We start from the raw sequence: 23,686 nt of genomic DNA, 5'->3' as shown, positions 1-23,686 counted from the left end.
TGGAACCGCTTTGACGCCGCCCGTCGGAGCGATTAGCGCAGCGGCATGCACGCGTTCGATGTAATCGTAATCGGCGGCGGTCACGCCGGCACCGAAGCCGCGGCGGCATCGGCGCGGCGCGGCGCGCGCACCGCATTGCTGAGCTTCGATCTCGCCAAGGTCGGCGCGATGTCGTGCAATCCGGCGATCGGCGGATTGGGCAAGGGGCATCTCGTCCGTGAAGTCGATGCCTTCGATGGTCTGATCGCCCGCGCCGCCGACGCTGCGGCAATCCATTATCGGATGCTCAACCGCAGCAAGGGCACGGCGGTTCAGGGGCCGCGGGTTCAGGCGGACCGCGTTCGCTATGCCGCCGCGATTCAGGCGATGCTGAAGGCACAGCCGCTGCTTACGCTCGTCGAAGGCGAAGCCGCTGCACTCGAGATCGCGTCCGATCGCGTGATGGGCGTCCGCTTGGCGGATGGGACGCTGCTTGCTGCTCCCGCCGTCGTGCTCGCTACCGGCACCTTCCTCGGTGGCCGCATTTTCCGCGGCGAAGAGCGCCTTGATGGCGGCCGGATCGGCGAGGCGGCGGCAAGCCGCATCGCCGCGCAGTTGCGTGCGCTCGCGCTTCCCATGGCTCGGCTCAAGACCGGGACCCCGCCCCGCCTCGACGGGCGCACGATCGATTGGAGTCGTTTGGCCGAACAGCCGTCCGATGCGGATCCCTGGACCATGTCGCCGCTCACCCGTGTCCGGTCGCTGCCGCAGCTTCACTGCGGCATCACGCGTACCGTTCCCGCGACCCATGCCGCGATCCGCGCGGGCCTGCATCGGTCGCCGCTCTTCTCCGGGGCAATCGAGGCGCAGGGGCCGCGCTACTGTCCCTCGATCGAGGACAAGATCCACCGCTTTGGCGACCGCGACGGGCATCAGATCTTTCTCGAGCCCGAAGGGCTGGCGACCAGCTTCGTTTATCCCAACGGGCTCTCCACGTCGCTCCCGGTTGAAGTGCAGCAGGCGATGGTCGCGAGCATTCCCGGGCTGGAGCGCGCGACGATCACCGTCCCGGGCTATGCAGTGGAGTATGATCATATCGATCCGCGCGCGCTCGACTCTCGTCTGGCGCTCGGCGCGATCGCCGGGCTGTTCTGCGCAGGGCAGATCAACGGCACCACAGGCTATGAGGAAGCGGCGGGCCAGGGACTGGTCGCCGGTCTGAACGCCGCCGCCCATGCGCTGGGCATCGCGCCGCTCGAGCTCGACCGCGCGACAAGCTATCTTGCGGTGATGATCGACGATCTCGTGCTTCAGGGGGTGACCGAGCCGTATCGCATGCTCACCGCGCGTGCCGAGTACCGCCTGCGGCTGCGCGCCGACAATGCCGAGACTCGGCTCGGACCGGTGGCGCGGGCACTCGGCTGCCTTGGTGCCGATCGGCTGGAGCGTCTCGCGCAGCGCGACTCGGAGCGGAGCAGGATCGATTCCGCGTTCGACGTCGAGACGACGTCGAGTGCTGTGCGTGCCAGAGGTGCACCGGTCGCGGCCGATGGCGCCCGCCGGACGATCCGCGAGTGGCTTCGCTTCCCCGGGGTCACTGCCGCTCAGCTGTTGCCGGCGGAGGTCCTGGCGAACTGCCGCGGCGACGTCCTGACGGAGGCCGAAGAAGATGCGCGCTATGCCCCGTATCTCGATCGGCAGGAGGCGGAGGTATCGGAGCTGCGCGCGAATGATGCGATCCGGTTACCGGCTGGGCTGGATTTCGCCGCCGTGCCTGGGCTCTCGGCAGAGATGGTGGAGCGGCTCTCGGCGGCGCGCCCGGAGACGCTCGGCGCCGCCTCGCGAATTCGCGGGATCACCCCTGCCGCGCTTTCCGCGATCCTGCTGCACGCTCGGAAGCACAGGGCGGCATGACCGAGGAGGAAGCACGCGAGTGGGTCCGCAGCACCTTTGGTGTTCCACGTGAAACCCGGCTCGCCGAATACGCCGAATTGCTGATCGCAGAATCGGGCCGTCAGAACCTGATTGCGGCCTCGACGCTCGAGTCGATCTGGGTTCGGCACCTGGTCGATTCGGCGCAGCTCGTCCCGCTGGCGGAGCCTGCCGGTGACGGAGTCTGGCTCGACATCGGGTCAGGTGCGGGCCTGCCGGGGCTGGTAGTCGCGCTGCTCACGGAGCGCCCGGTGCATCTCATCGAGCCGCGGGCGAAGCGCGCCGAATTTCTCCGCGCGGCCGCAGACGCGCTCGGTATCGGCGACCGCGTCGAAGTTCACGCCATGCGAGTCGAGAGCATCGCGCCGCTCGCGGCAGCGGTTATCACCGCACGCGCGGTGATGGCGCTCCCTGCGCTGCTCGCCGCAGCGCGCCATTGCAGCACGCGTTCGACGCTCTGGCTTCTGCCGAAAGGTCGGAATGCGCAATCAGAGGTGGAAGCGGCGCGGCGCGCGTGGCAAGGTTCGTTCCACGTGGAACCGAGTATCACGCAGTCCGAGTCCCTGATCGTGGTCGCGCGGGAGGTACGCCCGAGATGATCTGCATCGCCATTGCCAATCAAAAGGGCGGCGTCGGCAAGACGACGACGGCGATCAACGTCGGCACGGCGCTGGCCGCCACCGGCAAGCGCGTTCTGCTGCTCGATCTCGATCCGCAGGGCAATGCATCGACGGGCCTTGGCATAGGGCGTGGCGAGCGTGAGCGCTCGACCTATGATCTGCTCGTCGGCGAAGCCGCGCCCGAGGAAGTGGCGGTCGCGACGCGGGTGCCGGGCCTTGATATCGTTCCCGCCACGCAAGACCTGTCGGGCGCCGAGATCGAGCTAATCGAGTTCGAGGCGCGGACGCATCGCCTCGAATCCGCGCTGCGCCGCGATACCAGCGGTCGCTGGGACGTGGTGCTGATCGATTGTCCGCCATCGCTGGGACTGCTGACCATCAACGCAATGGTCGCGGCGCATGCGTTGCTTGTGCCGCTGCAGTGCGAGTTTTTCGCACTTGAGGGACTGAGCCAGCTGCTCACGACCGTCGAGCGGATCCGCAGCCGCTTCAATCCGGGGCTTTCGATCCTCGGCGTAGCGCTGACCATGTATGATCGGCGTAATCGGCTGACCGATCAGGTTTCGGATGACGTGCGTGCTGTGCTGGGCCGCGTCGTCTTCGACACGGTGATCCCGCGGAACGTTCGCCTTTCCGAAGCGCCGAGCCATGGTGTGCCCGCATTGATCTACGATCACCGCTGCGCCGGCTCCGAGGCCTATATCGCTCTCGCACGCGAAGTGATCGATCGCCTGCCCAAGCTCCAGAAGGCCGCATGACCGAAGAAACCAGCGCCTCCTCTCCCGCCCCTGCCCCCACCCGCAAGCCGCGCCCCGGCCTTGGCCGTGGTCTCAGCGCGTTGCTCGGCGATACCGAACGGGAAGCGCCGGCAGAGGGAGCGCCGGCCGGTGGAACCGGCATTCGGATGCTGCCGGTGAGCGCACTCGCCCCCCATCCCGGGCAGCCGCGCCGCCGGTTCGACGAAGCCGCGCTCGACGATCTTGCCCAGTCGATCGCGGCGCGCGGCCTGATTCAGCCGATCGTCGCCAGGCCGCACGGCAAGGGATATCAGATCGTTGCCGGCGAGCGCCGTTGGCGCGCCGCGCAAAAGGCGCGGCTCCACGAGGTTCCCGTCGTCGTCCGCGAGCTCAGCGAGGCCGAGACGCTCGAGATTGCGCTGGTCGAGAATATTCAGCGCCAGGATCTCAATGCGATCGAAGAGGCCGACGCCTATCGCAAGCTGATCGATGAATTCGGCCACACCCAGGATGCGCTTGCGCGGCTGGTCCATAAGTCCCGCAGCCATGTCGCCAATCTCATGCGATTGCTCGATCTTCCGCCGGGCGTGCAGGGCCTGGTCGTCGAGGGGAGGCTTCAGATGGGCCATGCACGGGCCCTCATCGGTGCGCCTGACGCCGAATCGCTTGCGCATCGAGTAATCGAAAAAGGGCTCTCGGTTCGCGAAACCGAACGGCTTGCGCGGGAATCGAAGCCGCGCGGCGATTCACCGCGCGGCGCGAGCCGGAGCGAAGCGGACCCGGGCAATGATGCCGATATCGCTGCGCTCGAGCGGCATTTGAGCGATGCACTCGGGCTCAACGTGCGGATCGCCCATGGTGCCAAGGGCGGCACCCTCACCCTCGGCTATTCGACGCTCGACCAGCTCGACATGGTGTGCCAGCGGCTGAGCGGAGACCGAATCTAGCCCCGCATGCGCGCGGCCGCGCGCGTCAGCGCGGCGCATTCCGCCTCGGCGATCACATCGCCTGCATTTGCCGTCTGCATCAGCGCGCGCTCGGCGGAGCGGACCCGCTCTATCGCCCGTGCCAGTTGGGGCGCGTTCCAGCGCTTGAGCGCCCGCGCAGTGTCGGCACGTTCGCGGAAAAAGATCCGCTCGACGAGCTGATCGACTGGAATCCCCGAATCCGCCTGCGCACGCAGCTCGGCCAGTGTCATCAGCCGCCGCGCCAGCTGGCGGAGCAGCGGAATGCCCGAACCGCCCGCCTCGCGCAGTCGCCTGAATGCGGTGCCGATCGTTGCGACGCGCCCGTCGATCGCCGCTTCGATCACTTCGAACAGCTCCGACTCGTTCAGGTCCGCGCCGATTGCTTCCAGCGTTGTGGAATCCGCATCCCGCGGCCGATCGGGCGCCGCATCGAGAAACAGCGCAAGCTTCTCGATCTCGCGCGCAAGCACGGCCCTGTCCCCGCCCGTGGCGCTTGCGAGCCGCTGCGGCACGTCGCCGGTCAGGCGGAGCCCCTGCTCCTGCGCCAGTGTCGATGCCAGTCGAACGGCATCCTGTCCTTCGGGCGGATAGCAGGCCAGTGCCAATGCGGCCGGCGCGGCGATTGCCAGCTTCACCAGCTTGCTGCTGGTCCTCAATCCGGGTCCGAAGGCGACCACCGGATTGATTGCCTGCTCAGCGTTCAGCAGCAGCGTGACCGCTTCCACAGTAGCGTCGTCAGCGCCACGGACCCGGATCAGCCGCCTCTCGCCGAACAGCGAAAGCGACGCGGCTTCGTCCGCGAGAGTCCCGGGGGAATCGCGCAACGCTTTGGATTCGACGTCAATTTTCTCGACCTCGGGCCCTAGCGCCTGGGCAAGCTGCTGCCCCAGCGCCTGCGCGCCGGCCTCATCGGGACCGTGCAGCAGATACAGGCGGATGTCGGGGATTGGCGCGGCGATGCGCGCACGCATCTGCGCGACGTTGACTTTCACTGCGCCTCATTCTGGGCGTAGCGCGCGAGCCGAGCCACGATCTGGTCGGCGACGATGTTCGACAGCCGCTCGAGGGCACTGCGCTCGGCGGCGATCGTCGCATATTCGGAACCTACCACATCGATGCCGGCATCCGAACCCGCGGTCGAATCGAGCACGACGGCACCGGTGCTCAGGTCGATCAACTGGTAGCGGGCACGCAGCGAGCGACGCTCGCGTGCAACGCTATCGTCGCGCCGCACGCCAAGACCGGTGATCTGATCGTCGAGCCGCACGTCGAGCCGGTAGCGCGCCGGAGCGTCATTGCCGACGTCGAGCCGATCGCGCAGCGCATGCGCCACCAGCCATCCCGAACGACCCGGTATCGGAGCGACCGACACTGCCGCGAGTGTGGATCGCACCGGCCCCGATGCGCCGCCGCCATAGAGCGGCCGCAGGCCGCAGCCCGAAAGCGCCGCCAGCGCCATCAGGGCCGCCAACGCCCTCATGCGACGATGTTCACGAGCCGGTCGGGCACGACGATCACTTTCTTCGGCGCCTTTCCTTCGAGCGTCCGCACGATCTTGTCCGATTCGAGCGCTGCCGCTTCGATGTCGGCACGCGCCATGCCCTTGGGCAATAGCAAGGTATCGCGCAGCTTGCCATTCACTTGCACGGCGATCGTCACCTGGGTGTCGACGAGCAGCGAAGGGTCGACCTCGGGCCATGCGGCGTCGGCGATCAGCCCGTCCTCTCCCATCGCTGCCCAAGCCTCTTCTGCGATATGCGGAACCATCGGTGCGGCGATCCGCACCAGCGCGCGCACGGCCGCCGTGCGCGAAGCCGATGGCGAAGCCTTCTCGATCGCGTTCACCAACTCGTACAGCTTGGCCACGGCCTTGTTGAACGAGAGCGCCTCGATGTCCTCGGCAACGCCGGCGATCGTGCGGTGGAGCTTGCGGTCAAGCTCGATGTCCTCGCCCGCCGCTTCGGACAGGCCGTCGAAAAGCCGCCACATCCGGTTCACGAAGCGCCACGCGCCTTCGATTCCGTTTTCGCTCCATTCCAGGTCGCGTTCGGGCGGACTGTCCGAAAGCATGAACCAGCGAACGGCGTCTGCGCCGTACTGATCGACGATCTCGGTCGGATCGACAGTGTTCTTCTTCGATTTCGACATCTTTTCGACGCGGCCGATCGAGACCGGCTGCCGATCCGTCTTCAGCACGGCGCCGTCGGCGGAGATGTCGAGTTCCTCAGGATTGTACCACTGGCGCTCCCCTCCTTCGCCGCGGAAATAGGTCTCGTGCGTCACCATGCCCTGGGTGAAGAGGCCCGCGAACGGCTCCGCAACGTCGAGCTTGCCGATGCGGCTGAGTGCCCGCGTGAAGAAGCGCGCATAGAGCAGATGCAGGATCGCATGCTCGACCCCGCCGATATATTGGCCCACCGGCAACCAGGCGTTCGCCACTGCCGGATCGAACGGGCGATCTTCGGGGCTGCTGGCGAAGCGGATGAAATACCACGACGAGTCGACGAACGTGTCGAGCGTGTCGGTCTCTCGCTCGGCTTTGCCACCGCAGCTGGGGCAGTCGACGTGCTTCCAGCTCGGATGCCGCACCAGGGGGTTGCCGGGGATCTCGAACGAAACGTCCTCGGGCAGCACCACCGGAAGCTGGTCCTTCGGCACCGGAACCGGGCCGCAGTGCGTGCAATGGATGATCGGGATCGGCGTGCCCCAATAGCGTTGACGGCTCACGCCCCAGTCGCGCAGCCGCCAGACGGTCGTGCCGGTTCCCCAGCCCTCGTCTTCGGCCCGTTGGATCACCTCGCGCTTGGCGTCGGCAACGTCCATGCCGTCCAGGAAGTGCGAATTCACAAGTGTGCCCGGCCCGGTATAGGCTTCGGCTTCCGCGAATTCCGGCGCCTGCTTCGTGCCGTCGGATACGACGCGCCGGATCGGCAGGCCGTATTTGGAGGCGAATTCGAAGTCGCGCTGATCGTGCGCCGGCACGCCGAACACCGCGCCCGTGCCATAGTCCATCAGCACGAAATTCGCGATATAAACCGGCAATTCCAGTTCAGGATCAAACGGATGCGTGGCGCGCAGCCCCGTATCGAGCCCCAGCTTCTCCTGAGTCTCGATCTCGGCAGCGCTGGTGCCACCCGCCTTGCACTGTTCGATGAAGGCGGCGGCTTGAGGATCGCTCTCGCCTAGCTTCTGCGCGATCGGGTGGTCGGCCGCGACTGCGACGAAGCTCGCGCCAAAGATCGTGTCCGGCCGCGTCGTGAACACCTCGACGTCGCCGTCATCGGAAAGGGCAAAGCGGAAGCGCAGCCCCTCGGACTTGCCGATCCAGTTCTCCTGCATCAGCCGGACCTTGTCCGGCCAATGCTCGAGGCCCTGCAATCCCTCGAGCAACTCGTCCGCGAAGTCGGTGATCCTCAAGAACCACTGGCTCAGCTTGCGCCGTTCGACCAGCGCGCCGGAGCGCCATCCGCGGCCGTCGATCACTTGTTCGTTGGCGAGCACCGTCTGGTCGACCGGATCCCAGTTGACCGAGGCTTCCTTGCGATAGACGAGCCCCGCCTCGTAGAAGTCGAGGAACAGCGCCTGCTCATGCCCGTAATAATCGGGTTCGCACGTGGCGAGCTCACGGCTCCAGTCGAGCGCGAAGCCCAACCGCTTCAGCTGCGCACGCATCGTCGCGATATTCTCACGCGTCCAGGCGCCTGGATGGACCTTTTTCTCCATCGCGGCATTCTCGGCCGGCATGCCGAACGCGTCCCACCCCATCGGATGAAGCACTTCCATGCCGCGCATCCGGCGGAACCGCGCGAGCACGTCGCCCATGGTATAGTTGCGCACATGGCCCATGTGGATGCGCCCCGACGGATAGGGAAACATCTCGAGCACATAGGATTTCGGCTTGGGCGAATCGTCGCGCGCGGCGAAAGTGCGGCATTCTTCCCACACTTTCTGCCACGCCGCGTCCGCCTTCAGCGGATTGAAACGCGACGCCATGGAAACTCCTGAAAAATCAGTCCTGTACGAGTGCGGCGCGGCGCAAATCGCGAGCGCGCGTGAGGATGATGTCCTCCAGCCGCTGCACCGTTGCCGCTTGCACCGGGGCCTCCACCCACTGGCCGTTCTGGTTCACCTGGCGCAGCGCGGCGACTCGCAGCGCGTCGGCGCGCAGATCCTGGTCGAGGATCGTGACGGTCACCTTCATGCGCTCGTTCTGAACGTTCGGATTGACGTACCAGTCGGTCACGATGACGCCGCCGTTCGAATCGGTCTGGAGCAGCGGCATGAAGCTCAGCGTGTCGAGGCTCGCGCGCCACAGATAGCTGTTCACGCCGATCGTCGTCACCTGCGACGCGGCGAGATCGGCGCGCGGCCGGTCGCCGCCGCCGCATGCGGCGGTGGTGCAGGCGAGCGATGCCAGGATCGCAGTGCTCAACAGGCGGTTCATCGGCAAATCCCAAGGCAGAAGTTGGCTCGAACAGCCTCTATAGATGGTCGCACGGGCGCCGCAAGCGCTGCGGGCTGTGGACCCTGTGCAACAGTTATGAGGATTCTCGCATAGCCAGTGGAACGATGCGGCCCGTTCGTGGTAGCACTTATCAACAGGGAAGGAATGACGATGATTTCGGGGCGCTGGATGGCAGGGCTGGGTCTGGGGGCATTGATTGCCGCCGGGGTCGCCGTTGCGCCTGCGCTTCAGGCGCGCGAGAGCGGTGTCGCTGCGATGGAGCCGAGCCGTTCGATGATCCGGAGCATCGACAGCTTCACGCCCGCCGCGGCCGATCCCAAGCTTGCCGCCGTGCTCGCGCAGAGCGGCATGGCCGAACGCGGCTTCCGGTTTACGCCCAGCGCATCCCGCCGCCCCGCCAACCGCGCAGTGACCGTCGCGGTTCGCGCGCGGACCAATCGCACGGTCGGCGAGGCCGAGCGTAGTCGCGCCGCCGCCGCTCAGCCAGAATCGCTCAGCCTCGCGCCGATCGCTTATAATCTCGGCGCCTCGGTGGGCTGGCAGCGGTTTGCCGTTTCGGCCGATGTCACTCGAGTCGATCTGGTCAGCCAGCCGGGTGGTACCGAGCGCACCGAAGTGGGGGTCAGCTATCGCGGCGACCGCGCCGGCGCGCGAGTGAGCGCTTCGAACAGCCGCCCCGTGGAAGGCCCGGCGCCGAAGCTGGTCGGCTCGGAAAGCCAGCGCCAGACGATCGACGTGATGGGCTCCTATTCGCTGACTCGGAACCTCGATGTCACTGCCGGAGTCCGCTACGAGCGTAGCGAACGCGAGCGGTTGCCGCGGCTCACCGACGATCGCCGCGACAGCCAGGCCGTCTACGTCGGAACAGCCTTCCGCTTCTGATCGGCGGCGCTCCAGGCGTCGATTGCCGCCCAGCCATATAGTCCCGGAACGCGGAGCGCGCGCGCGCGACGCGCGTCCATGCCGCCGAGTGCGATCACCGGCACGTCGAGTCCCGCGATCATCAGCCCGAGCCGCACGGGCCCCAGGGCCCTGGCGCCAGGGTGCGATCGAGTCGCGAAGACCGGAGAAACGAACAGCGCATCGGCACCACGGCGGACCGCGGTGATTGCCTCGGTCCGCGAATGGACAGGCATCGTGCGCAGCCCTGGACGCGTTCGGCGAGCCGTGCGGCCGTGCACGCCATGCTCCTCGGGCCCGAGCGGCCCCTCGCCCGCACGCAGTAATATCAGCCGCCGCCGTCGGGCGACTCGTGCCACCTTGGCGAAGAGGGCGCGGCGCTCCCCGATCGGCAGCGAGTAATGGCGGAGGATCACGCCGCTGCCGCGCGGCAACCGCTCCAGTGCCTCCCACAGTCGCTCCCCCATGCGCTCATCGGTCATCAGCCAGATCGTAGGGAGCAGGGACTGGCGGCGGCGCATGACGCTCCCTATAGCGCGGCTCATGCAACCCGACGATGCCCGTCACCGCCTGGAATCCGTCCGGCAGGAGATCGCGCGTGCCGCGAAGACCGCTCGGCGATCGCCCGACGCAGTCACCCTGATTGCCGTTTCCAAGATGCATGAAGCCGATGCGATCCGCCCGCTCATCACCGCGGGGCAACGCGTTTTCGGAGAGAATCGGGTGCAGGAGGCCGCCGCCAAATGGCCGGCACTGCGCGAAGCGGCGCCCGGTATCGAACTTCACCTCGTCGGCCAGCTGCAATCGAACAAGGCCGAGGACGCCGTCGCGCTGTTCGACGCAATCCATTCGCTCGATCGGAGTTCGCTCGTTACTGCGCTCGCGAAGGCGATGGACAAGGCGGATCGCCGTCCGTCGTGCTTCGTCCAGGTCGATATCGGAAACGAGCCGCAGAAGGGCGGCTGCGCGATCGCCGATCTTCCAGCGCTTCTTGGCGAAGCGCGCGCCGCCGAAATCCCGGTGGCAGGGCTGATGTGCGTCCCCCCCTTCGGCGTCGAGCCCGCGCCGTATTTCGCGCTGCTGGCGAAGCTTGGTCGGGACCATGGTCTCGCCGGGCTCAGCATGGGTATGTCAGGCGATTTCGATACCGCCGTCACGCTGGGCGCCACCCACGTCCGGGTCGGCACGGCCCTGTTCGGAGCGCGCGCATGAAGTTCGATGCGATCCTTTTCGATTTCGACGGCGTGCTGCTTGAAAGCGAATATGAGGGCAATCGCCACATCGCGAATTTCCTGACCGCCAATGGGCATCCAACCAGTGCCGAAGATTCGATGGCGAACTTCATGGGCCTTTCGGGCCAGGACTTCGTCAGCGCGGTCGAGCGCTGGATCGGACGCCCCCTTCCGCCGCACTTCGAAGGCGAGCGCCTGGCCGAGAATGAGCGCGTGCTTCTCGAGGGCCTCGATCCGGTCGCCGGCGCCATTGCCTTCATCCGGGGTCTTCCTGCCGAGCTCCCGCGAGCGATCGCCTCGTCGAGTTCGACTCACTGGATCGCCACCCACCTCGATCACCTCGGGATTCGCGATGCGTTCGGCGAGCATCTCTACAGCGGCAAGGAGCATGTCGAACGGGGAAAGCCCGCGCCGGATCTCTATCTCCACGCTGCGGAGGCGATCGGCGCCGACGTCCGCCGCACCGTGATCCTGGAGGATTCACCCGTCGGCGTACGGGGTGCGGTAGCATCCGGCGCGCATGTCATCGGTCTTTGCGCCGGTCGCCATTGCGCTCCCGATCATGCCGAGCGGCTGCGCGCGCTCGGCGTTCATGACATCGCCGCTGATTTCGAGGACGTCGCTCGGCTTGTGTTTTGAGGGCGTCTGCGCGCCCGTGGCCGACATCACGCTCGAAAAGAATGGCTTCATCGCCGATTCGAGCAAGACCTATGTCGTCGGCGATGCTCCGCCCGCTGCCCGGCGGCTGGTGCGGGTTGCCCGGGAGGCGATGTGGCAGGGGATACGTCAGGTCCGGCCCGGCGCGCATCTGGGAGACATCGGCTTCGCGATCGAGCGCCATGCCAAGCGGCACGGCTATTCGGTCGTGCGCGAATTCTGCGGTCATGGGATCGGTCGCGAGATGCATGAGGAGCCGCAGGTGCTCAATTTCGGGCGCCCCGGAACCGGCATGCGGTTGCGCGAAGGGATGGTCTTCACGATCGAGCCGATGATCAATCAGGGCAGCCGCAAGGTGTCGACGAACGACGACGGCTGGACAGTGGTGGCAAGCGACGGAAAGCTTTCCGCCCAGTTCGAGCATACCGTCGCGGTGACGGGCAACGGAGTCGAGGTGCTCACGCTTCGGGCAGAAGAGAGCGGGATGGCGAGCCGCACGCGCTGATCCACTGGCGTTTGCCAGCGGGGTTCCGCACCACCGCGGTCAGCGCCTCGCAACGCGCGCCTGAAAGGCCGGATCGGTATTCTGCTGCGCCGTGCATTCGTCGAGCCAGCGGAGCTCCGCCTCCCTGTCGTTCGCGGCTTCCATCTTTGCCGCAATCTCCAGCGCTTCCGGAGTGATCGCCTCGATCCACGCCGCGCCGCCGTGCTGCTCTGCCAGCAGAGTCGCTCGCATCACCATTTCGTCCGCAACTTCGGAGTTCGATGCCTGCTGAGCGCCATTGGCCGCGAGCCCGAAGATCGCGGCGCAGTGGGCGGGGTTCGCGCTGTCGAAGAAGGGATCGTCGGCAGGTGTGCAACCGGCGAGGAGCAGCATCAGAAGCGTCTTGCCGAAACCTGGTCGCATGCGTCGCTCTCCTGATGCCGCCTTTCAGGCCGACTCGCTTGTCAGAACTGGTGCCCCGTCCGGTCGCGTTTGGTCGCCAGATAGCGCTCGTTGTGCGGATTGGGCGGCAGATGATGCGCGACGCGTTCGATCACGCGAATTCCCGCCGATTCGAGCCCTGCCACCTTTTCGGGATTGTTCGTCAGCAGCCGCACCTCGTGCTGCCCCAGCAGCTCGAGCATCCGGCCCGCCACCGCGAAGTCGCGAGCGTCGATCGCAAACCCCAGCCGCGTGTTGGCGTCGACCGTGTCGAAGCCCTGATCCTGAAGCGCATAGGCGCGCAGCTTGTTGATCAGCCCGATCCCACGCCCTTCCTGGCGCAGATAGAGTAGCACGCCCCAGCCGCTTGCGCGGATCGCGGCGATCGCGGCGTTCAGCTGTGGCCCGCAGTCGCATTTGAGCGAACCCAGCACATCGCCGGTCAGGCACTCGCTGTGCAGCCGCACCAGCGGCGGCGCGCCCGTCGGACTGCCGATCAGCAGCGCGACATGCTCGCCGGGCGCTTCATCGGTGCGAAAGGCTACGATCTCCGCATCCTCGGCACCGGCGACTGGCAGCCGCGCCCGCGCCGCGATCCGCAACCGGCCCGCATCCTCATGCGCGGCAATGTCGTCCGGGGTGATGCCGTTGCCATCGTCCGCGCCCACGCGAACGAAGAACGCCGGCAGCAGTCCCGCGATTCGTGCCAGCCGGAGCGCCGCGCCGGCCGCTTCCGGCTCCGTCACGGCCTCGGCGCGAAACGGCCCCTTCAGCGGCCGAGCAAGATCGAGCTGGGGATCGGCAAGCGCGACTCCCATGTCGAAGTCGAGCCAGTCGGTGCGCGCGACCTGCACCGGCCCGTCGGGCACTGCCGCTTCGCGTTGATTGACCAGCTTGAGCGTCGCCGCGCGTCCCGCCGAAAGCAGGAGTGGCGCTGCTCCCGATGGATCGAACGCCGCGAGTCGCCCGGCGTCCGCGGTCTCCACCGGCAGCAGCGCCAGCGATGCCGCGCGTCCGCGGATCGTCACCGGCCAGCCGCGGCGCAGCGCGTCCAGCGCCATGGCGACGCTGCGTACGTCGCTCAAAGCGCGAACTCGGTGACGAGCGGCACATGGTCGGACGGCTTGAGCCAGCTCCGGCAGGATTCATGCACCTTGTGTCCGGTCGCGGCGGCGGCGACCTCTCGGCTGGCCCACATATGGTCGAGCCGCCGTCCGCGATCCGAGGCGGCCCAATCCTTGGCGCGATAGCTCCACCAGGTGAAGCAGCGCTCGGGCGCCGGGATGAAGCTGCGGCCGAGGTCGACCCAGTCGTGCGCCGCCTGCATCCGGCCCAGCGCTTCGACTTCGATCGGCGTGTGGCTGACGACGTCGACCAGTGCCTTGTGATTCCACACGTCGCATTCGAGCGGGGCGATGTTGAAATCGCCGACCAGCAGTGTCGGCACTTTTAGCGCCTCGGACCATCGCGTCATCCGCTCGATGAAATCGAGTTTCTGGCCAAATTTCGGATTGGCCTCGCGATCGGGCACGTCGCCGCCGGCGGGGACATAGACGTTTTCGAGCCGCAGTCCGTTCGCCAGCCGCACGCCCACGTGCCGCGCCTCGCCGTTCGCCTGCCAATCGAGCCTGTCGTCCTCGGTGAGGGGAACGCGGCTGACGATCGCCACGCCGTGATGCATGCGCTGGCCATGGACGACGATATGCTCATAGCCCAGATCGCGAAACGCCGCGGCGGGGAAGTCGCCGTCGATCACCTTCGTTTCCTGCAGGCACAGGATGTCGGGAGACTCTTCGGTCAGGAACCGTTCGACGATTCCGATGCGGAAGCGAACCGAGTTGATGTTCCAGGAAGCGATCTTGATCGTGTCGGCCATTGCGCAGCCATGTAGCCAGCCCGGTCGCGATGCGCCAGAGACGCGAAAGGCCCCCGCTCCGGGGGCAGTGGAACGGGGGCCGACCTGGCGTTCGTCACGCAGGCAGGATGTGAAACTCGCCGGGCAACAGGGGGAAAAATCCCGACACGCCCCACATCCGCACGAACGGTTCTAGGCGAGCGAAGCTGTCGCGGAGATGAATGGATCAGCGTCCGCCGGGCCGCCCCTGGCGCCGCGGGTCGTTCCAGCGGAACGTTCCGTCGGAAACCTGGGTGTTGAGGCGCTGGTCCGACAATCGGATGGTCGTGCGATTGTTCTGCGAATCGAGCGCCACCCAGCCCTGCAGCAGCAATCCGGCCGGCGCGTTCTCCTCGCGCTGGAAGATCATCGTGATCCGGCCATATTCGGGGTGCTCGGGGTCGTGCACTTCGATCGAAACGACGCGCGGATCGCGTGTCGGCACCACGCGGGCGAAGCGCGCGATGTCGCGGCTGGGATCGAGCAGCACCGACAGCGGCGAGTTACCGATCGGCCAGCGCTCCACCTGCCGAACCTGATAGTCGATGAAATAGAGGCTGCTGCCGTCGGCGACGATCAGCTGCGGAATGCCGCGCTCGTACTGGAAGCGGATCTTTCCCGGCCGCTTCAGCGTCATCGTGCCGTTCACCGTCCGCCCATTGCGGTCGGTCTGGCTGAAGTCCGCGACCATCGACGTCACGCCGCGCAGGTGGCGCTGCACCTGATCCAGCGTGTTCTGCTGAGGCGCGGGCGCCGCCGCGACGAGCGCGGGGACGGCAAGGGCAAGGGCGATGGACGTGCGAACCACGAGTTTCTCTCCAACAATTCGGGCGATGCGGCTAGCCGGATCGGCTTGAATGCGCGCTGAACCCGCGCCGAGGCGATTCGATCCGAGTCAGGCGATCGGGCGTCCGTCGGTATCCATCAGTACGTCACGGCGGCCGACGTGGTCGGGGCGGGAGACAAGGCCTTCGCGCTCCATCCGCTCGATCAGCCGCGCCGCCGAATTATAGCCGATGCGCAATTGGCGTTGCAGCCAGCTCGTCGACGCCTTTTGGCTTTCGGCGACCAGCTGGCATGCGCGGCGATATTGCTGTTCCTCCGGACTGTCGTCGCCGCCCGGCGCGCCGTCGAGCGCGAAGCCGCCGTCCTCGGGCTCCTCGGTAACCGCCGAAATATAGTCGGGGGTGCCCTGCGTGCGCCAGTGTTCGGCGACCGCCTGCACTTCCTCGTCGCTGACGAACGGCCCGTGCACGCGGGCGATCTGCTTGCCGCCGGGCATGTAGAGCATGTCGCCCTTGCCGAGCAGCTGCTCGGCGCCCTGTTCGCCCAGGATGGTGCGCGAATCGATCTTCGACGTGACGTGAAAGCTGATGCGCGTCGGCAGGTTCGCCTTGATCACGCCGGTGATCACGTCGACCGACGGACGCTGTGTAGCCATGATCAGATGGATGCCCGCCGCGCGTGCCTTCTGCGCCAGCCGCTGGATCAGGAATTCGACTTCCTTGCCCGCGGTCATCATCAGGTCGGCGAGCTCGTCGACGATGATCACGATCTGCGGCAGCGGCGTCAGCTCCAGCGTCTCTTCCTCATAGATCGGCTGGCCGGTCTCCTGATCATATCCGGTCTGCACGCGGCGACCCAGCTTCTGCCCCTTGGCCTTGGCCTGGCGCACCTTGTCGTTGAAGCTGGCGAGGCTGCGCACGTTGACGCTCGCCATCATGCGATAGCGGTCCTCCATCTGCTCGACGGCCCATTTCAGCGCGCGCACCGCCTTGGGCGGATCGGTGACGACATCGGCCAGCAGATGCGGGATGTCCTTGTACATGCTGAGTTCGAGCATCTTCGGATCGATCATGATCATCCGGCACTGTTCGGGCGTGAGCCGATAGAGCAGCGACAGGATCATGCAGTTGAGCCCCACCGACTTGCCCGATCCGGTGGTGCCCGCGACCAGCAGGTGCGGCATCGGCGCCAGATCGGCGATCACCGGGTCGCCCGCGATGTTCTTGCCCAACACGATCGGCAGCGTCGCCCCCTGGCTCTCGAAGGCCTCCGATCCGATCAGCTCGTGCAGGCTCACCGTCTCGCGCTTCGCATTGGGCAGTTCGATGCCGATCACGCTGCGGCCGGGGATAGTGGCCACGCGCGCGGAGATCGCGCTCATGTTGCGCGCGATATCGTCGGCAAGCTGGATCACGCGGCTCGCCTTGATGCCGCTCGCAGGCTCGAGCTCGTACATCGTCACCACCGGACCCGGTCGCACTTCGACGATCGATCCCTTGACGTGAAAATCGTCGAGCACGCTCTCCAGCAGCCGCGCATTCCGCTCGAGCGCAGCCTTGTCGACCGCCGGATTGGCATTGGCGGGCGTCGCCGTGAGCAGATCGAGCGGCGGCAGGCGATAGCTGTCGGGGAAGGCAAGCGACGCCTGAGTCGGCTTGGGCTTGGAAGGCGAGGGCGCAAGCGTGCGATCGGCGATCACCGGGCTGGGCCGATTTTCGGGCAGAGCCAGCTTGCGTGGAGCTGGCTTGACCGATGCCCTATCGGCCTCGGCCTCGGTTTCGGGTGCCGCCGCAGGGTCGCGCCGCGGCAGGCGCGGCACGCGCACGCCGGTGTCGGGCAGGCTAAGCTCAAGGCTGCGCCCCCAGAGGAAAACGCCCGCGATGCCGCAGATCAGGCCGATCAGCCGACCGCCCCACAGCGATACCGTCGGGTCTCCCGCAAGCCCCAGCATCCACTGCAGCACGCCCGCGCCCGCCAGTCCGATCGCGCCACCCCAACCGCCGGGCAGCGCGAGCACCGAATCGCTCGATACGAAGGCGAGCGCGGTGCCCATCAGCACGACTCCGATCGCCGCGCCGCGCAGCATCTTCGGCCAGCCGCCGACAGGCCGATCACGCCACAGCCGGTTGGCGACGATCAGGCCCAGCGGCGTGAGCAGCACCACCGGCAATCCGGCGATCGCGAACAGCAGGTCGGCGATCCAGGCGCCGGGCGCGCCCAGCAGGTTGCGCGCATCGGCGCCCGAGGCCGTGTTCAGCGAAGGGTCGCTCGGGTGATAGCTCGCCAGTGCCAGGATCAGCGCCAGCGTGGCGAGGAACAACAGCGCCCCGCCGATCAGCGCACTGCTGCGGCGGGCGCCGGCCTTCATCGTGTCGCGCCAAAGCGGCGGCTGCGCGCGAGTCGCCATCCCCTGTATCTCCGAAATGCGGCTGGTCCGACGCGGAACATCGCGCGAACCGATTCCCCCGTCAAGGCGAGCGTTGGCAGCGCCTGCCGAGGCGCCTACACAGCTTTCCACACGCACATCGCTCGAGTTGTATCGGAGAGCAGGTCATGGATCGCGCGGACGTCCTTATTCTCGGCGGCGGACTGGTGGGCAGCGCGCTCGCCGTCGCGCTCAACGCGCACGGGCTGACGGCGATCGTCATCGACGTCGCCGATCCGGAAGTCATTTTGGCCGCCGAGCACGACGGCCGCGCTTCGGCGATCGCCAGCGCGCCGCATCGCATGCTCGATGCGATCGGCGTCGGCGCGCGTTTGGCCGATGCGGGCTGCCTGATCGAAGCCATTCGTGTCTCCGACGGGCTCGAGCCCGGGAAGCTCGATTTCGCGACGCACGAGGGCGAACCGGCGCTCGGCGTCATGTATGAGAACCGGCGCCTGCGCCGCGCGCTCTATGAGGCCGCTCAGGCGGCGCCCGGGGTCGATATCCGCATGAAGACGCGGGCGCTTTCGGTCGATCGCGGCGAGTTCGGAGTGACTGCCACGCTCGACAGCGGCGCGACCGTCTCGGCGCCGCTCCTCGTCGCGGCCGAGGGGCGCAACTCGCCGACCCGCGAAGCGGCGGGGATCAAGGTGGCGCGCTGGCGCTACGATCATGCCGCACTGGTAACGACCGTGAACCATCAGCATGATCACGAGAACACCGCCTTCGAGATCTTCTATCCGGAGGGGCCTTTCGCGATCCTGCCGCTCAACGACGATGCGAACGGACATCGCTCGGCGATCGTCTGGACGGTGAAGGGCGGAGCGGCGGCGGGCATGCTCAAGCTTTCCGAACGCGGCTTCCTGGCGGAAATGTCGAAGAAGATGGGCGGTTTCCTCGGCGAGCTCGGCGCGCCGACGCCGCGGTTCAGCTATCCGCTGGGGTTCCATCATGCGGCGCGGATCACCGATCATCGGCTGGCGCTGGTCGGCGACGCGGCGCATGGCATCCACCCGATCGCCGGTCAGGGCGTCAATGTCGGCTTCCGCGATGTGGCCGCGCTGGTCGAGGTGCTGGTCGAGGGCAAACGGCTCGGCCTCGAGCCGGGCGACGCCCAGCTCCTCGCCCGCTACCAGCGCTGGCGTGCGCTCGACACCTTCATGGTGGCGCTCGCGACCGACGGGCTGACTCGGCTGTTCGGCATCCCTGGCCGCGCTCCCGCCGCGCTGCGTCGCTTCGGCCTCAATGCGGTGGACCGGCTGCCGCCGCTCAAGAACGCCTTCATGGCCGAGGCGCGCGGCGAATCGGGCGCCGTGCCGAAGCTGCTTCAGGGCGAGGTGGTCTGACCTTCTTCCAGGGGAACGTTCACGCGCCGGAGGCTGTTGGTTGCGGCGAAAGGAGAGGATTCATGGATCGGTCGCTGCTTCTCGGCGCGTTCGGCGGTCTGTTGTTCGTCGCCAATGCCTCGGTCTCCGGCAGCAACGCCTGGCCGCTGCTCTGGCCGACGCTGGCCGGCGCCGCTGCGGGCCTGACCGCGGCGCATGGCTGGCGCGCAGGGCTCTCGGCCGGGCTCGGCAGCTTCGTGGTCGTCGCGGTTCTCGGCACAATCGTCACGCTGCTGATCGTTCCCGACAGCTATTCGGCGACGATGCAGCGCTATGGCATCGGCGATGGCGGAGCGCTCACGATCCTGCTGATCATGCTGTTTCTGGGTGTGTTGAGCGGCGTCCTCGCGTGGCTGGCGAGCGGCGTCGCAGGCCTCGCGCGCCGTTAGTTCGGACGCAGCGGCCACGCCGCCTCGGCGAGCAGCACCGGCACGCCGTCGCGCACCGGATAGGCGAGCCCCGCTTCGTCCGAGACGAGTTCGCCGCGCGCTGCGTCATAGCGCAGTGGCGTGCGGGTCGCGGGGCATACCAGCCGGTCGAGCAGCCAGGGATCGAGTTCCACACTCATTGCAGCGTCCCCACATCGTCGCCCGAACGGCCGAAGAACTGCATCAGCTGCACGATCAGCCGACTTCGGTCCTGCAGCGTCTCGGCTTCGAGCAGCGCCTGCTTCGAAGCGATGTCGAACGGAGCGATCTGGGCGATGCCGTTCACCAGCGATTCGTCGTCGAGGCGTGAAACCGCTTCCCAGTCGACGGCATAGCCCTGTCCCTCGGCAAAGCGGCGGGCCTCCATCTCGAGCGATGCGCGGTCGGCCATCCCCAGTATCTCGCTGTCTCCCACCGGCTCCAGCTCCGCCTCGACCTGTCGGAACGGCGTCGTGACGTCTAGCTCGCGCACGAGAGTGAAGCGGGCGAGTCCTTCCAGAACGATGTCGAACCGGCCGTCGGGCAGTGCCTGCACCTCGGCGATCCGCCCGACGCAGCCTCGATCGAACAGTGCGGGGTGGGCACCGCCCTCGCGCGGCTGCACCATCCCGATCCGCCGGTCGCGCGCGAGCGAATCGGTCACCAGCGCGCGATAGCGCGGCTCGAAGATGTGGAGCGGCAGGTGCATCCGCGGGAACAGCAGCGCGCCGCCCAGGGGAAACACCGACAGCCGCGTGACCGTCATCCGAACAGGATCGCCGAAAGCTTGCGCCGCTGGGTCGATACCCACGGGTCCTCGAGCCCGACCACTTCGAACAGCTTCAACAGCCGCTGGCGCGCCGCGCCCTCGTTCCACTCGCGATCCTCGGCGATCATCGCGAGCAGCGTCTCCGCCGCGCCTTCGCGGTCGCCCGCCGCCATCTGGCCGCCGGCGAGCGCATAGCGCTTTTCCATGTCGTGCGGGTTCGCGGCGACTTCGGCCTTCAGTTCGGCAAGATCGTCGACCGGCGCCGCTTCGGTGGCAAGCGAGAGCGCGGCGCGCGCGCGCTCCACCTCTGGCGCCTTGGCGGCCTCCTCGGGCACCGAATCCAGCGCCGACTGTGCCTCCTCGAACCGCCCAAGCTGGACCAGCGCGCGGATGCGGCCGGCAAGCACCGCCGGATGCTCGGGGGCCATCTCGGCGAGCTGGTCGAACAGCGAAAGCGCGCGCTCGGCGTCTCCCTCGGCCAGTACCTGCTCGCCCATCGCGATCAGCGGCTCGATCTCGGCCTCGGCCTGCTGCGATTCGCCTTCGACCGGGATTTGCCGCAGGATCTGGTCGAGCATCTGGCGCAGCTGCGATTCGGTGCGCGCCTGGCTCAGGTCGGCGACCAGCTGGCCCTGGAACATCGCATAGACGGTTGGAATCGAACGCACCTGGAATTGGGCGGCGATGAACTGGTCCTTGTCGACGTCGATCTTGGCGAGCACCACGCCTTTGGTCGCATAGTCGGCTGCCACTTTCTCGAGCACCGGGCCGAGCTGCTTGCACGGGCCGCACCATTCGGCCCAGAAATCCAGGATCACCAGCCTGGTCATCGACGGTTCGACGATGTCGCGCCGAAATGCCTCGACGGCTTCGCGTTCGGTGCTGGACAGTGCGGACATGCCGGGCGGGGTGGCCAAGGGACGCTCCTCAAATTGCCTGCGCGCGGGCAGGTGTTGCGGCGCCTATGTGGGCGTTCTCGGGCGACAGGCCAAGCCTTTTCCGGAAGGGCTTGCGGGGCCGCCCGGCCGGTGCTAACAGCCGCCGCCTTGCCCCGGTGTGCGCATCCAGCGCCGCCGACATGACGCCAGAGCGGGCGTAGCTCAGGGGTAGAGCACAACCTTGCCAAGGTTGGGGTCGAGGGTTCGAATCCCTTCGCCCGCTCCAGGTGCCGGCAGTTCCCTGCCTGCAACCGAATCGATGCCGCTGCGTCTGGTGCATCTCTTTCCGAAAGGACTCGCCGATGAAACCGATCCGCACGTTCGCCGGTGCCTGCGCGCTTGCGCTGCCGCTGCTCTTCCCCGCTGCCGTAGCGGGGCAGAGCGCCGGGGAAGTGCCCGAGGCAGTCTGGAGCAATCCCGACGGCAGCGTCCATATCCGCTCCTATTCGTGCGACGGAAAGCTGTGCGGCCGCGTCACCTGGGCGAACGAAGAGGCCAAGCGCGACGCACGCGAAGGCGGCACCGAATCGCTGGTCGGAACGAACCTGTTCCGCAACTTCACGCAGCAACCTTCCGGCGCATGGGAAGGCGAAGTCTTCGTTCCCGATCTGGGCAAGCGCTTTTCGGGCACGATCCGGTTCCGAGGCGATACGCTGAGTGCCGAGGGCTGCGCTGCCTTGGGCATCATCTGCAAGTCGCAGCGCTGGACGCGCGTCGAATAGGCGCTTCGCGCCGGCTTGACCGGTGCGGAACCTTCGCCAAAGCTCCCCGTTCGCTGGCAGTGCGCCGGTGCATCGGCGAAAAGGGGGCGGAATGGACGTGCAGGGCAACACCGAAGGCGCGGTCGTCCGCAAGACACTGATCGTCCTGCTGCTCGTCGGGCTCGCGCTGCTGCTCGTGCCGCTTTCGGGCACCTTGCTGCTGATCTTCTCGGCTATCCTGATCGCGGTGCTGATCCGCTCGGCGGCGGCGCCGTTCCGCATGCTGGGGATTCCCGAGACGCCGGCGGTGCTGCTGGGCGTGCTGGCGATCTTCGCGGTCCTCTATCTGGTCGGCTGGCTGTTCGGAGCGCAGCTGGGACAGGAATTCTCCAACGTCGCGGCGCAGCTGCCCTCGGCGATCGACAGCGCGCGCGACTGGCTGCGGCAGCAGCCTTGGGGCCAGTCGCTCAGCCTCGCCTCGCTGGACCTGCAAAGCTATTTCGGGCGCGCCGTCTCGTTCGCCTTCGGCGCGGTCGGCGTGATCACCAATCTGGTACTGGTGGTGATCGGCGCGATCTATTTCGCGCTCCAGCCGGGCCTGTACGTCCGCGGGGCGGAGCGGCTGTTTCCCAAGGAGCAGGGGCCGCGCGTCGTCGATGCGCTGAACGCGAGCGGCGTCGCGTTGCAGAAATATCTGCTGGGGCAGCTGTTCACCATGACGGTCGTCGGCTCGCTGGTCGCGATCGGCCTCACATTCGTCGGTCTGCCCTCGGCGGGTGCGCTGGGCGTGATCGTGGGCGTCGCCAACTTCATCCCGCTGGTCGGCCCGGTGATCGGCGCCATTCCGGGCATCCTGCTCGCCTTTGCGCAGGGCCCGGACGCGTTGATCGCCGCCTCTTTGGTCTATCTCGTCGCGCAGCAGGCGGAGGGCAATGTGCTGACCCCGCTCGTCCAGCGCTGGGCAGTGTCCATTCCGCCCGCGCTGCTGCTGTTCGCGCTGGGCGCGCTGGGATCGCTGTTCGGCATTCTCGGCATCCTGCTCGCGGCGCCGCTGGCGGTGGTGCTCTATACGCTGGTGACGATGCTCTGGTCGCGGGACGCGCTGGGCTATGACGTGCGGGTTCCCGGCCGCCGCCGATCGCGGGGGGATGACGGTGGCTGACGTGCGGGTCGGTATCGGCGGCTGGACCTATGCGCCGTGGCGCGGGACCTTCTATCCCGACGGCCTCCCCCAGAAGCGCGAGCTCGAATTCGCAAGTAGCGCGGTGACGGCGATCGAGATCAACGCCACCTATCATCGGCTGCAAAAGCCGGCGAGCTTCGCCCAATGGGCGGCGACGGCCCCCGAAGGCTTCGTCTTTGCAGTGAAGGCGTCGCGATACTGCACCAACCGGAAGCTGCTGGCAGAGGCGGGCGATGCGGTGACGACCTTCCTCAATCAGGGGATCGTCGAGCTCGGCGACAAGCTGGGCCCGATCCTCTGGCAGTTCATGGCGACCAAGAAGTTCGACCCCGAGGATTTCGGCGCATTCCTGAAGCTTCTCCCCGATCGCCACTCCGGCCTGCCGCTGCGTCACGCAATTCAGGTGCGCCACGAAAGCTTCCGTGTGCCGGAATTCGTCGCGCTTGCCCGCGCCCATGGCGTCGCCATCGTCTATGCCGATTCGGCGCAGTATCCGGCGATCGCCGACGTCAGCGGCGATTTCGTCTATGTGCGGCTGGAGAATGCGCAGGAGGGGCATCCGCAAGGCTATTCCGCGCCCGCGCTCGATCGCTGGGCGGAGGCCGCACGCTGCTGGAGCGAAGGCGGTCGGCCGGAGGGGCTACCCTATGTGACCGACGACCAACCGCCTGTGGTTCCACGTGAAACTTACATCTTCATGATCAACGGCGCGAAGGTGCGTGCGCCCGCGGCGGCCACGGCATTGCTGCAACGGCTGAGATAAGGCGGAACAGCTACCCGGCT

25 protein-coding genes, 1 tRNA gene and 1 pseudogene are annotated in these 23,686 nt (G+C 67.2%); 14 read left to right on the top strand and 13 right to left on the bottom strand.

Annotation, left to right across the window (positions count from 1 at the left end; genetic code table 11):
* Positions 1 to 45 precede the first annotated feature (45 nt).
* Genes mnmG through ACQ450_RS10185 form a run of 4 tightly spaced genes read left to right on the top strand, consistent with a single transcriptional unit; the run spans position 46 to position 4,215 of the window.
* A complete protein-coding gene (gene mnmG, locus ACQ450_RS10200; protein WP_431469192.1) occupies positions 46 to 1,893 on the top strand; it encodes a tRNA uridine-5-carboxymethylaminomethyl(34) synthesis enzyme MnmG in 1,848 nt (615 codons plus the stop codon).
* Positions 1,890 to 2,510 (top strand): 16S rRNA (guanine(527)-N(7))-methyltransferase RsmG, encoded by a 621-nt coding sequence (rsmG, locus tag ACQ450_RS10195; RefSeq protein WP_431469191.1) that lies wholly within the window; start codon positions 1,890 to 1,892, stop codon positions 2,508 to 2,510. The genes mnmG and rsmG overlap by 4 nt, the downstream gene beginning before the upstream one ends.
* Positions 2,507 to 3,289 carry a ParA family protein gene (locus ACQ450_RS10190; RefSeq protein WP_431469190.1) on the top strand — a complete coding sequence of 261 codons (783 nt, stop codon included), beginning with the start codon at positions 2,507 to 2,509 and terminating at the stop codon, positions 3,287 to 3,289. Before rsmG ends, ACQ450_RS10190 begins: the two co-directional genes overlap by 4 nt.
* Positions 3,286 to 4,215 carry a ParB/RepB/Spo0J family partition protein gene (locus ACQ450_RS10185; protein WP_431469189.1) on the top strand — a complete coding sequence of 310 codons (930 nt, stop codon included), beginning with the start codon at positions 3,286 to 3,288 and terminating at the stop codon, positions 4,213 to 4,215. The genes ACQ450_RS10190 and ACQ450_RS10185 overlap by 4 nt, the downstream gene beginning before the upstream one ends.
* Here the strand turns inward: ACQ450_RS10185 and holA are convergent.
* The 4 genes from holA to ACQ450_RS10165 are packed head-to-tail and all read right to left on the bottom strand — an operon-like array spanning position 4,212 to position 8,680.
* The gene (gene holA / locus ACQ450_RS10180) at positions 4,212 to 5,228 is read right to left on the bottom strand and encodes a DNA polymerase III subunit delta (RefSeq protein WP_431469188.1); all 1,017 of its coding nucleotides are present in this window, start codon (positions 5,226 to 5,228) and stop codon (positions 4,212 to 4,214) included. The genes ACQ450_RS10185 and holA overlap by 4 nt on opposite strands.
* Entirely contained in the window at positions 5,225 to 5,716 is a 492-nt protein-coding gene (gene lptE, locus ACQ450_RS10175; RefSeq protein ID WP_188053307.1) for an LPS assembly lipoprotein LptE, read from the bottom strand. Before lptE ends, holA begins: the two co-directional genes overlap by 4 nt.
* On the bottom strand, positions 5,713 to 8,229 hold the full coding sequence (gene leuS / locus ACQ450_RS10170) for a leucine--tRNA ligase (protein ID WP_431469187.1): 2,517 nt from the start codon (positions 8,227 to 8,229) through the stop codon (positions 5,713 to 5,715). Before leuS ends, lptE begins: the two co-directional genes overlap by 4 nt.
* Before the next feature lie 16 nt (positions 8,230 to 8,245).
* Positions 8,246 to 8,680: a DUF3576 domain-containing protein gene (locus ACQ450_RS10165; RefSeq protein ID WP_431469186.1), complete on the bottom strand. Its 435-nt coding sequence runs from the start codon at positions 8,678 to 8,680 to the stop codon at positions 8,246 to 8,248.
* A 165-nt stretch (positions 8,681 to 8,845) separates the two neighbouring features.
* Here ACQ450_RS10165 and ACQ450_RS10160 point away from each other — a divergent pair, with 165 nt between their 5' ends.
* Positions 8,846 to 9,583 carry a porin gene (locus tag ACQ450_RS10160; protein ID WP_262503801.1) on the top strand — a complete coding sequence of 246 codons (738 nt, stop codon included), beginning with the start codon at positions 8,846 to 8,848 and terminating at the stop codon, positions 9,581 to 9,583.
* Here ACQ450_RS10160 and ACQ450_RS10155 read toward each other — a convergent pair.
* Positions 9,556 to 10,122: a thiamine phosphate synthase gene (locus ACQ450_RS10155; protein WP_431469185.1), complete on the bottom strand. Its 567-nt coding sequence runs from the start codon at positions 10,120 to 10,122 to the stop codon at positions 9,556 to 9,558. The two genes, ACQ450_RS10160 and ACQ450_RS10155, sit on opposite strands and share 28 nt — an antisense overlap.
* A 22-nt stretch (positions 10,123 to 10,144) precedes the next feature.
* On the opposite strand from ACQ450_RS10155, the gene ACQ450_RS10150 reads away from it, so the two are divergent.
* The 3 genes and pseudogenes from ACQ450_RS10150 to map form a co-directional block, all read left to right on the top strand.
* Positions 10,145 to 10,813: a YggS family pyridoxal phosphate-dependent enzyme gene (locus ACQ450_RS10150; RefSeq protein WP_431469184.1), complete on the top strand. Its 669-nt coding sequence runs from the start codon at positions 10,145 to 10,147 to the stop codon at positions 10,811 to 10,813.
* On the top strand, positions 10,810 to 11,472 hold the full coding sequence (locus ACQ450_RS10145) for an HAD family hydrolase (protein WP_431469183.1): 663 nt from the start codon (positions 10,810 to 10,812) through the stop codon (positions 11,470 to 11,472). The genes ACQ450_RS10150 and ACQ450_RS10145 overlap by 4 nt, the downstream gene beginning before the upstream one ends.
* 22 nt (positions 11,473 to 11,494) lie before the next feature.
* Positions 11,495 to 11,995: pseudogene (gene map / locus ACQ450_RS10140) on the top strand (type I methionyl aminopeptidase); the annotation flags it as partial.
* Positions 11,996 to 12,034: 39 nt separating this feature from the next.
* On the opposite strand, the gene ACQ450_RS10135 reads toward map, so the two are convergent.
* From ACQ450_RS10135 to ACQ450_RS10115, 5 genes are all read right to left on the bottom strand, one after another.
* Positions 12,035 to 12,397 (bottom strand): hypothetical protein, encoded by a 363-nt coding sequence (locus ACQ450_RS10135; RefSeq protein WP_431469182.1) that lies wholly within the window; start codon positions 12,395 to 12,397, stop codon positions 12,035 to 12,037.
* 41 nt (positions 12,398 to 12,438) lie between these two features.
* Positions 12,439 to 13,476, bottom strand: coding sequence for a GTP cyclohydrolase II (gene ribA / locus ACQ450_RS10130; RefSeq protein WP_431471205.1), 1,038 nt, complete (start codon positions 13,474 to 13,476; stop codon positions 12,439 to 12,441).
* A 20-nt stretch (positions 13,477 to 13,496) separates the two neighbouring features.
* Positions 13,497 to 14,291, bottom strand: a complete 795-nt coding sequence (locus ACQ450_RS10125; protein WP_431469181.1) for an exodeoxyribonuclease III — start codon at positions 14,289 to 14,291, stop codon at positions 13,497 to 13,499.
* Between the two features lie 205 nt (positions 14,292 to 14,496).
* Positions 14,497 to 15,117 (bottom strand): LolA family protein, encoded by a 621-nt coding sequence (locus ACQ450_RS10120; protein WP_431469180.1) that lies wholly within the window; start codon positions 15,115 to 15,117, stop codon positions 14,497 to 14,499.
* Positions 15,118 to 15,204: 87 nt separating this feature from the next.
* Positions 15,205 to 17,502 (bottom strand): DNA translocase FtsK 4TM domain-containing protein, encoded by a 2,298-nt coding sequence (locus ACQ450_RS10115; RefSeq protein WP_431469179.1) that lies wholly within the window; start codon positions 17,500 to 17,502, stop codon positions 15,205 to 15,207.
* A gap of 146 nt (positions 17,503 to 17,648) precedes the next feature.
* Between ACQ450_RS10115 and ACQ450_RS10110 the strand changes: the two genes are divergently transcribed.
* Together ACQ450_RS10110 and ACQ450_RS10105 are read left to right on the top strand one after the other, a co-directional pair.
* Positions 17,649 to 18,866 (top strand): UbiH/UbiF/VisC/COQ6 family ubiquinone biosynthesis hydroxylase, encoded by a 1,218-nt coding sequence (locus ACQ450_RS10110; protein WP_431469178.1) that lies wholly within the window; start codon positions 17,649 to 17,651, stop codon positions 18,864 to 18,866.
* A 62-nt stretch (positions 18,867 to 18,928) separates the two neighbouring features.
* Positions 18,929 to 19,294, top strand: a complete 366-nt coding sequence (locus ACQ450_RS10105) for a hypothetical protein (RefSeq protein ID WP_431469177.1) — start codon at positions 18,929 to 18,931, stop codon at positions 19,292 to 19,294.
* On the opposite strand, the gene ACQ450_RS10100 is transcribed toward ACQ450_RS10105, so the two are convergent.
* Genes ACQ450_RS10100 through ACQ450_RS10090 form a run of 3 tightly spaced genes read right to left on the bottom strand, consistent with a single transcriptional unit; the run spans position 19,291 to position 20,971 of the window.
* On the bottom strand, positions 19,291 to 19,473 hold the full coding sequence (locus tag ACQ450_RS10100) for a Trm112 family protein (RefSeq protein ID WP_431469176.1): 183 nt from the start codon (positions 19,471 to 19,473) through the stop codon (positions 19,291 to 19,293). The genes ACQ450_RS10105 and ACQ450_RS10100 overlap by 4 nt on opposite strands.
* Positions 19,470 to 20,078 carry an LON peptidase substrate-binding domain-containing protein gene (locus tag ACQ450_RS10095; RefSeq protein WP_431469175.1) on the bottom strand — a complete coding sequence of 203 codons (609 nt, stop codon included), beginning with the start codon at positions 20,076 to 20,078 and terminating at the stop codon, positions 19,470 to 19,472. Before ACQ450_RS10095 ends, ACQ450_RS10100 begins: the two co-directional genes overlap by 4 nt.
* Positions 20,075 to 20,971, bottom strand: coding sequence for a tetratricopeptide repeat protein (locus tag ACQ450_RS10090; protein ID WP_188056454.1), 897 nt, complete (start codon positions 20,969 to 20,971; stop codon positions 20,075 to 20,077). Before ACQ450_RS10090 ends, ACQ450_RS10095 begins: the two co-directional genes overlap by 4 nt.
* A 199-nt stretch (positions 20,972 to 21,170) precedes the next feature.
* Here ACQ450_RS10090 and ACQ450_RS10085 point away from each other — a divergent pair.
* From ACQ450_RS10085 to ACQ450_RS10070, 4 genes are all read left to right on the top strand, one after another.
* A tRNA-Gly gene (locus ACQ450_RS10085) sits at positions 21,171 to 21,245 on the top strand.
* 76 nt (positions 21,246 to 21,321) lie between these two features.
* The gene (locus tag ACQ450_RS10080) at positions 21,322 to 21,741 is read left to right on the top strand and encodes a DUF2147 domain-containing protein (RefSeq protein ID WP_431469174.1); all 420 of its coding nucleotides are present in this window, start codon (positions 21,322 to 21,324) and stop codon (positions 21,739 to 21,741) included.
* Positions 21,742 to 21,832: 91 nt separating this feature from the next.
* A complete protein-coding gene (locus ACQ450_RS10075; protein ID WP_431469173.1) occupies positions 21,833 to 22,882 on the top strand; it encodes an AI-2E family transporter in 1,050 nt (349 codons plus the stop codon).
* Positions 22,869 to 23,666: a DUF72 domain-containing protein gene (locus ACQ450_RS10070; protein ID WP_431469172.1), complete on the top strand. Its 798-nt coding sequence runs from the start codon at positions 22,869 to 22,871 to the stop codon at positions 23,664 to 23,666. The genes ACQ450_RS10075 and ACQ450_RS10070 overlap by 14 nt, the downstream gene beginning before the upstream one ends.
* The last annotated feature ends 20 nt before the right edge of the window (positions 23,667 to 23,686 follow it).

Origin of the sequence: Sphingosinithalassobacter sp. LHW66-3 (assembly GCF_050703275.1) — a bacterium.
In the GTDB taxonomy this organism is placed as follows: Bacteria; Pseudomonadota; Alphaproteobacteria; order Sphingomonadales; family Sphingomonadaceae; genus Sphingomonas.
The sequence above is the reverse complement of the archived record's forward strand: the minus strand, read 5'-3'. Positions and strand labels throughout refer to the sequence as shown.

Bases quoted from the DNA above. Each gene is read 5' to 3' on its own strand.
- mnmG (WP_431469192.1), top strand. From the start codon at position 46: ATGCACGCGTTCGATGTAATCGTAATCGGCGGCGGTCACGCCGGCACC.
- rsmG (WP_431469191.1), top strand. From the start codon at position 1,890: ATGACCGAGGAGGAAGCACGCGAGTGGGTCCGCAGCACCTTTGGTGTT.
- ACQ450_RS10190 (WP_431469190.1), top strand. From the start codon at position 2,507: ATGATCTGCATCGCCATTGCCAATCAAAAGGGCGGCGTCGGCAAGACG.
- ACQ450_RS10185 (WP_431469189.1), top strand. From the start codon at position 3,286: ATGACCGAAGAAACCAGCGCCTCCTCTCCCGCCCCTGCCCCCACCCGC.
- lptE (WP_188053307.1), bottom strand. From the start codon at position 5,716: ATGAGGGCGTTGGCGGCCCTGATGGCGCTGGCGGCGCTTTCGGGCTGC.
- leuS (WP_431469187.1), bottom strand. From the start codon at position 8,229: ATGGCGTCGCGTTTCAATCCGCTGAAGGCGGACGCGGCGTGGCAGAAA.
- ACQ450_RS10165 (WP_431469186.1), bottom strand. From the start codon at position 8,680: ATGAACCGCCTGTTGAGCACTGCGATCCTGGCATCGCTCGCCTGCACC.
- ACQ450_RS10160 (WP_262503801.1), top strand. From the start codon at position 8,846: ATGACGATGATTTCGGGGCGCTGGATGGCAGGGCTGGGTCTGGGGGCA.
- ACQ450_RS10155 (WP_431469185.1), bottom strand. From the start codon at position 10,122: ATGCGCCGCCGCCAGTCCCTGCTCCCTACGATCTGGCTGATGACCGAT.
- ACQ450_RS10150 (WP_431469184.1), top strand. From the start codon at position 10,145: ATGCAACCCGACGATGCCCGTCACCGCCTGGAATCCGTCCGGCAGGAG.
- ACQ450_RS10145 (WP_431469183.1), top strand. From the start codon at position 10,810: ATGAAGTTCGATGCGATCCTTTTCGATTTCGACGGCGTGCTGCTTGAA.
- ACQ450_RS10135 (WP_431469182.1), bottom strand. From the start codon at position 12,397: ATGCGACCAGGTTTCGGCAAGACGCTTCTGATGCTGCTCCTCGCCGGT.
- ribA (WP_431471205.1), bottom strand. From the start codon at position 13,476: ATGGCGCTGGACGCGCTGCGCCGCGGCTGGCCGGTGACGATCCGCGGA.
- ACQ450_RS10125 (WP_431469181.1), bottom strand. From the start codon at position 14,291: ATGGCCGACACGATCAAGATCGCTTCCTGGAACATCAACTCGGTTCGC.
- ACQ450_RS10115 (WP_431469179.1), bottom strand. From the start codon at position 17,502: ATGGCGACTCGCGCGCAGCCGCCGCTTTGGCGCGACACGATGAAGGCC.
- ACQ450_RS10110 (WP_431469178.1), top strand. From the start codon at position 17,649: ATGGATCGCGCGGACGTCCTTATTCTCGGCGGCGGACTGGTGGGCAGC.
- ACQ450_RS10105 (WP_431469177.1), top strand. From the start codon at position 18,929: ATGGATCGGTCGCTGCTTCTCGGCGCGTTCGGCGGTCTGTTGTTCGTC.
- ACQ450_RS10100 (WP_431469176.1), bottom strand. From the start codon at position 19,473: ATGAGTGTGGAACTCGATCCCTGGCTGCTCGACCGGCTGGTATGCCCC.
- ACQ450_RS10095 (WP_431469175.1), bottom strand. From the start codon at position 20,078: ATGACGGTCACGCGGCTGTCGGTGTTTCCCCTGGGCGGCGCGCTGCTG.
- ACQ450_RS10080 (WP_431469174.1), top strand. From the start codon at position 21,322: ATGAAACCGATCCGCACGTTCGCCGGTGCCTGCGCGCTTGCGCTGCCG.
- ACQ450_RS10075 (WP_431469173.1), top strand. From the start codon at position 21,833: ATGGACGTGCAGGGCAACACCGAAGGCGCGGTCGTCCGCAAGACACTG.
- ACQ450_RS10070 (WP_431469172.1), top strand. From the start codon at position 22,869: ATGACGGTGGCTGACGTGCGGGTCGGTATCGGCGGCTGGACCTATGCG.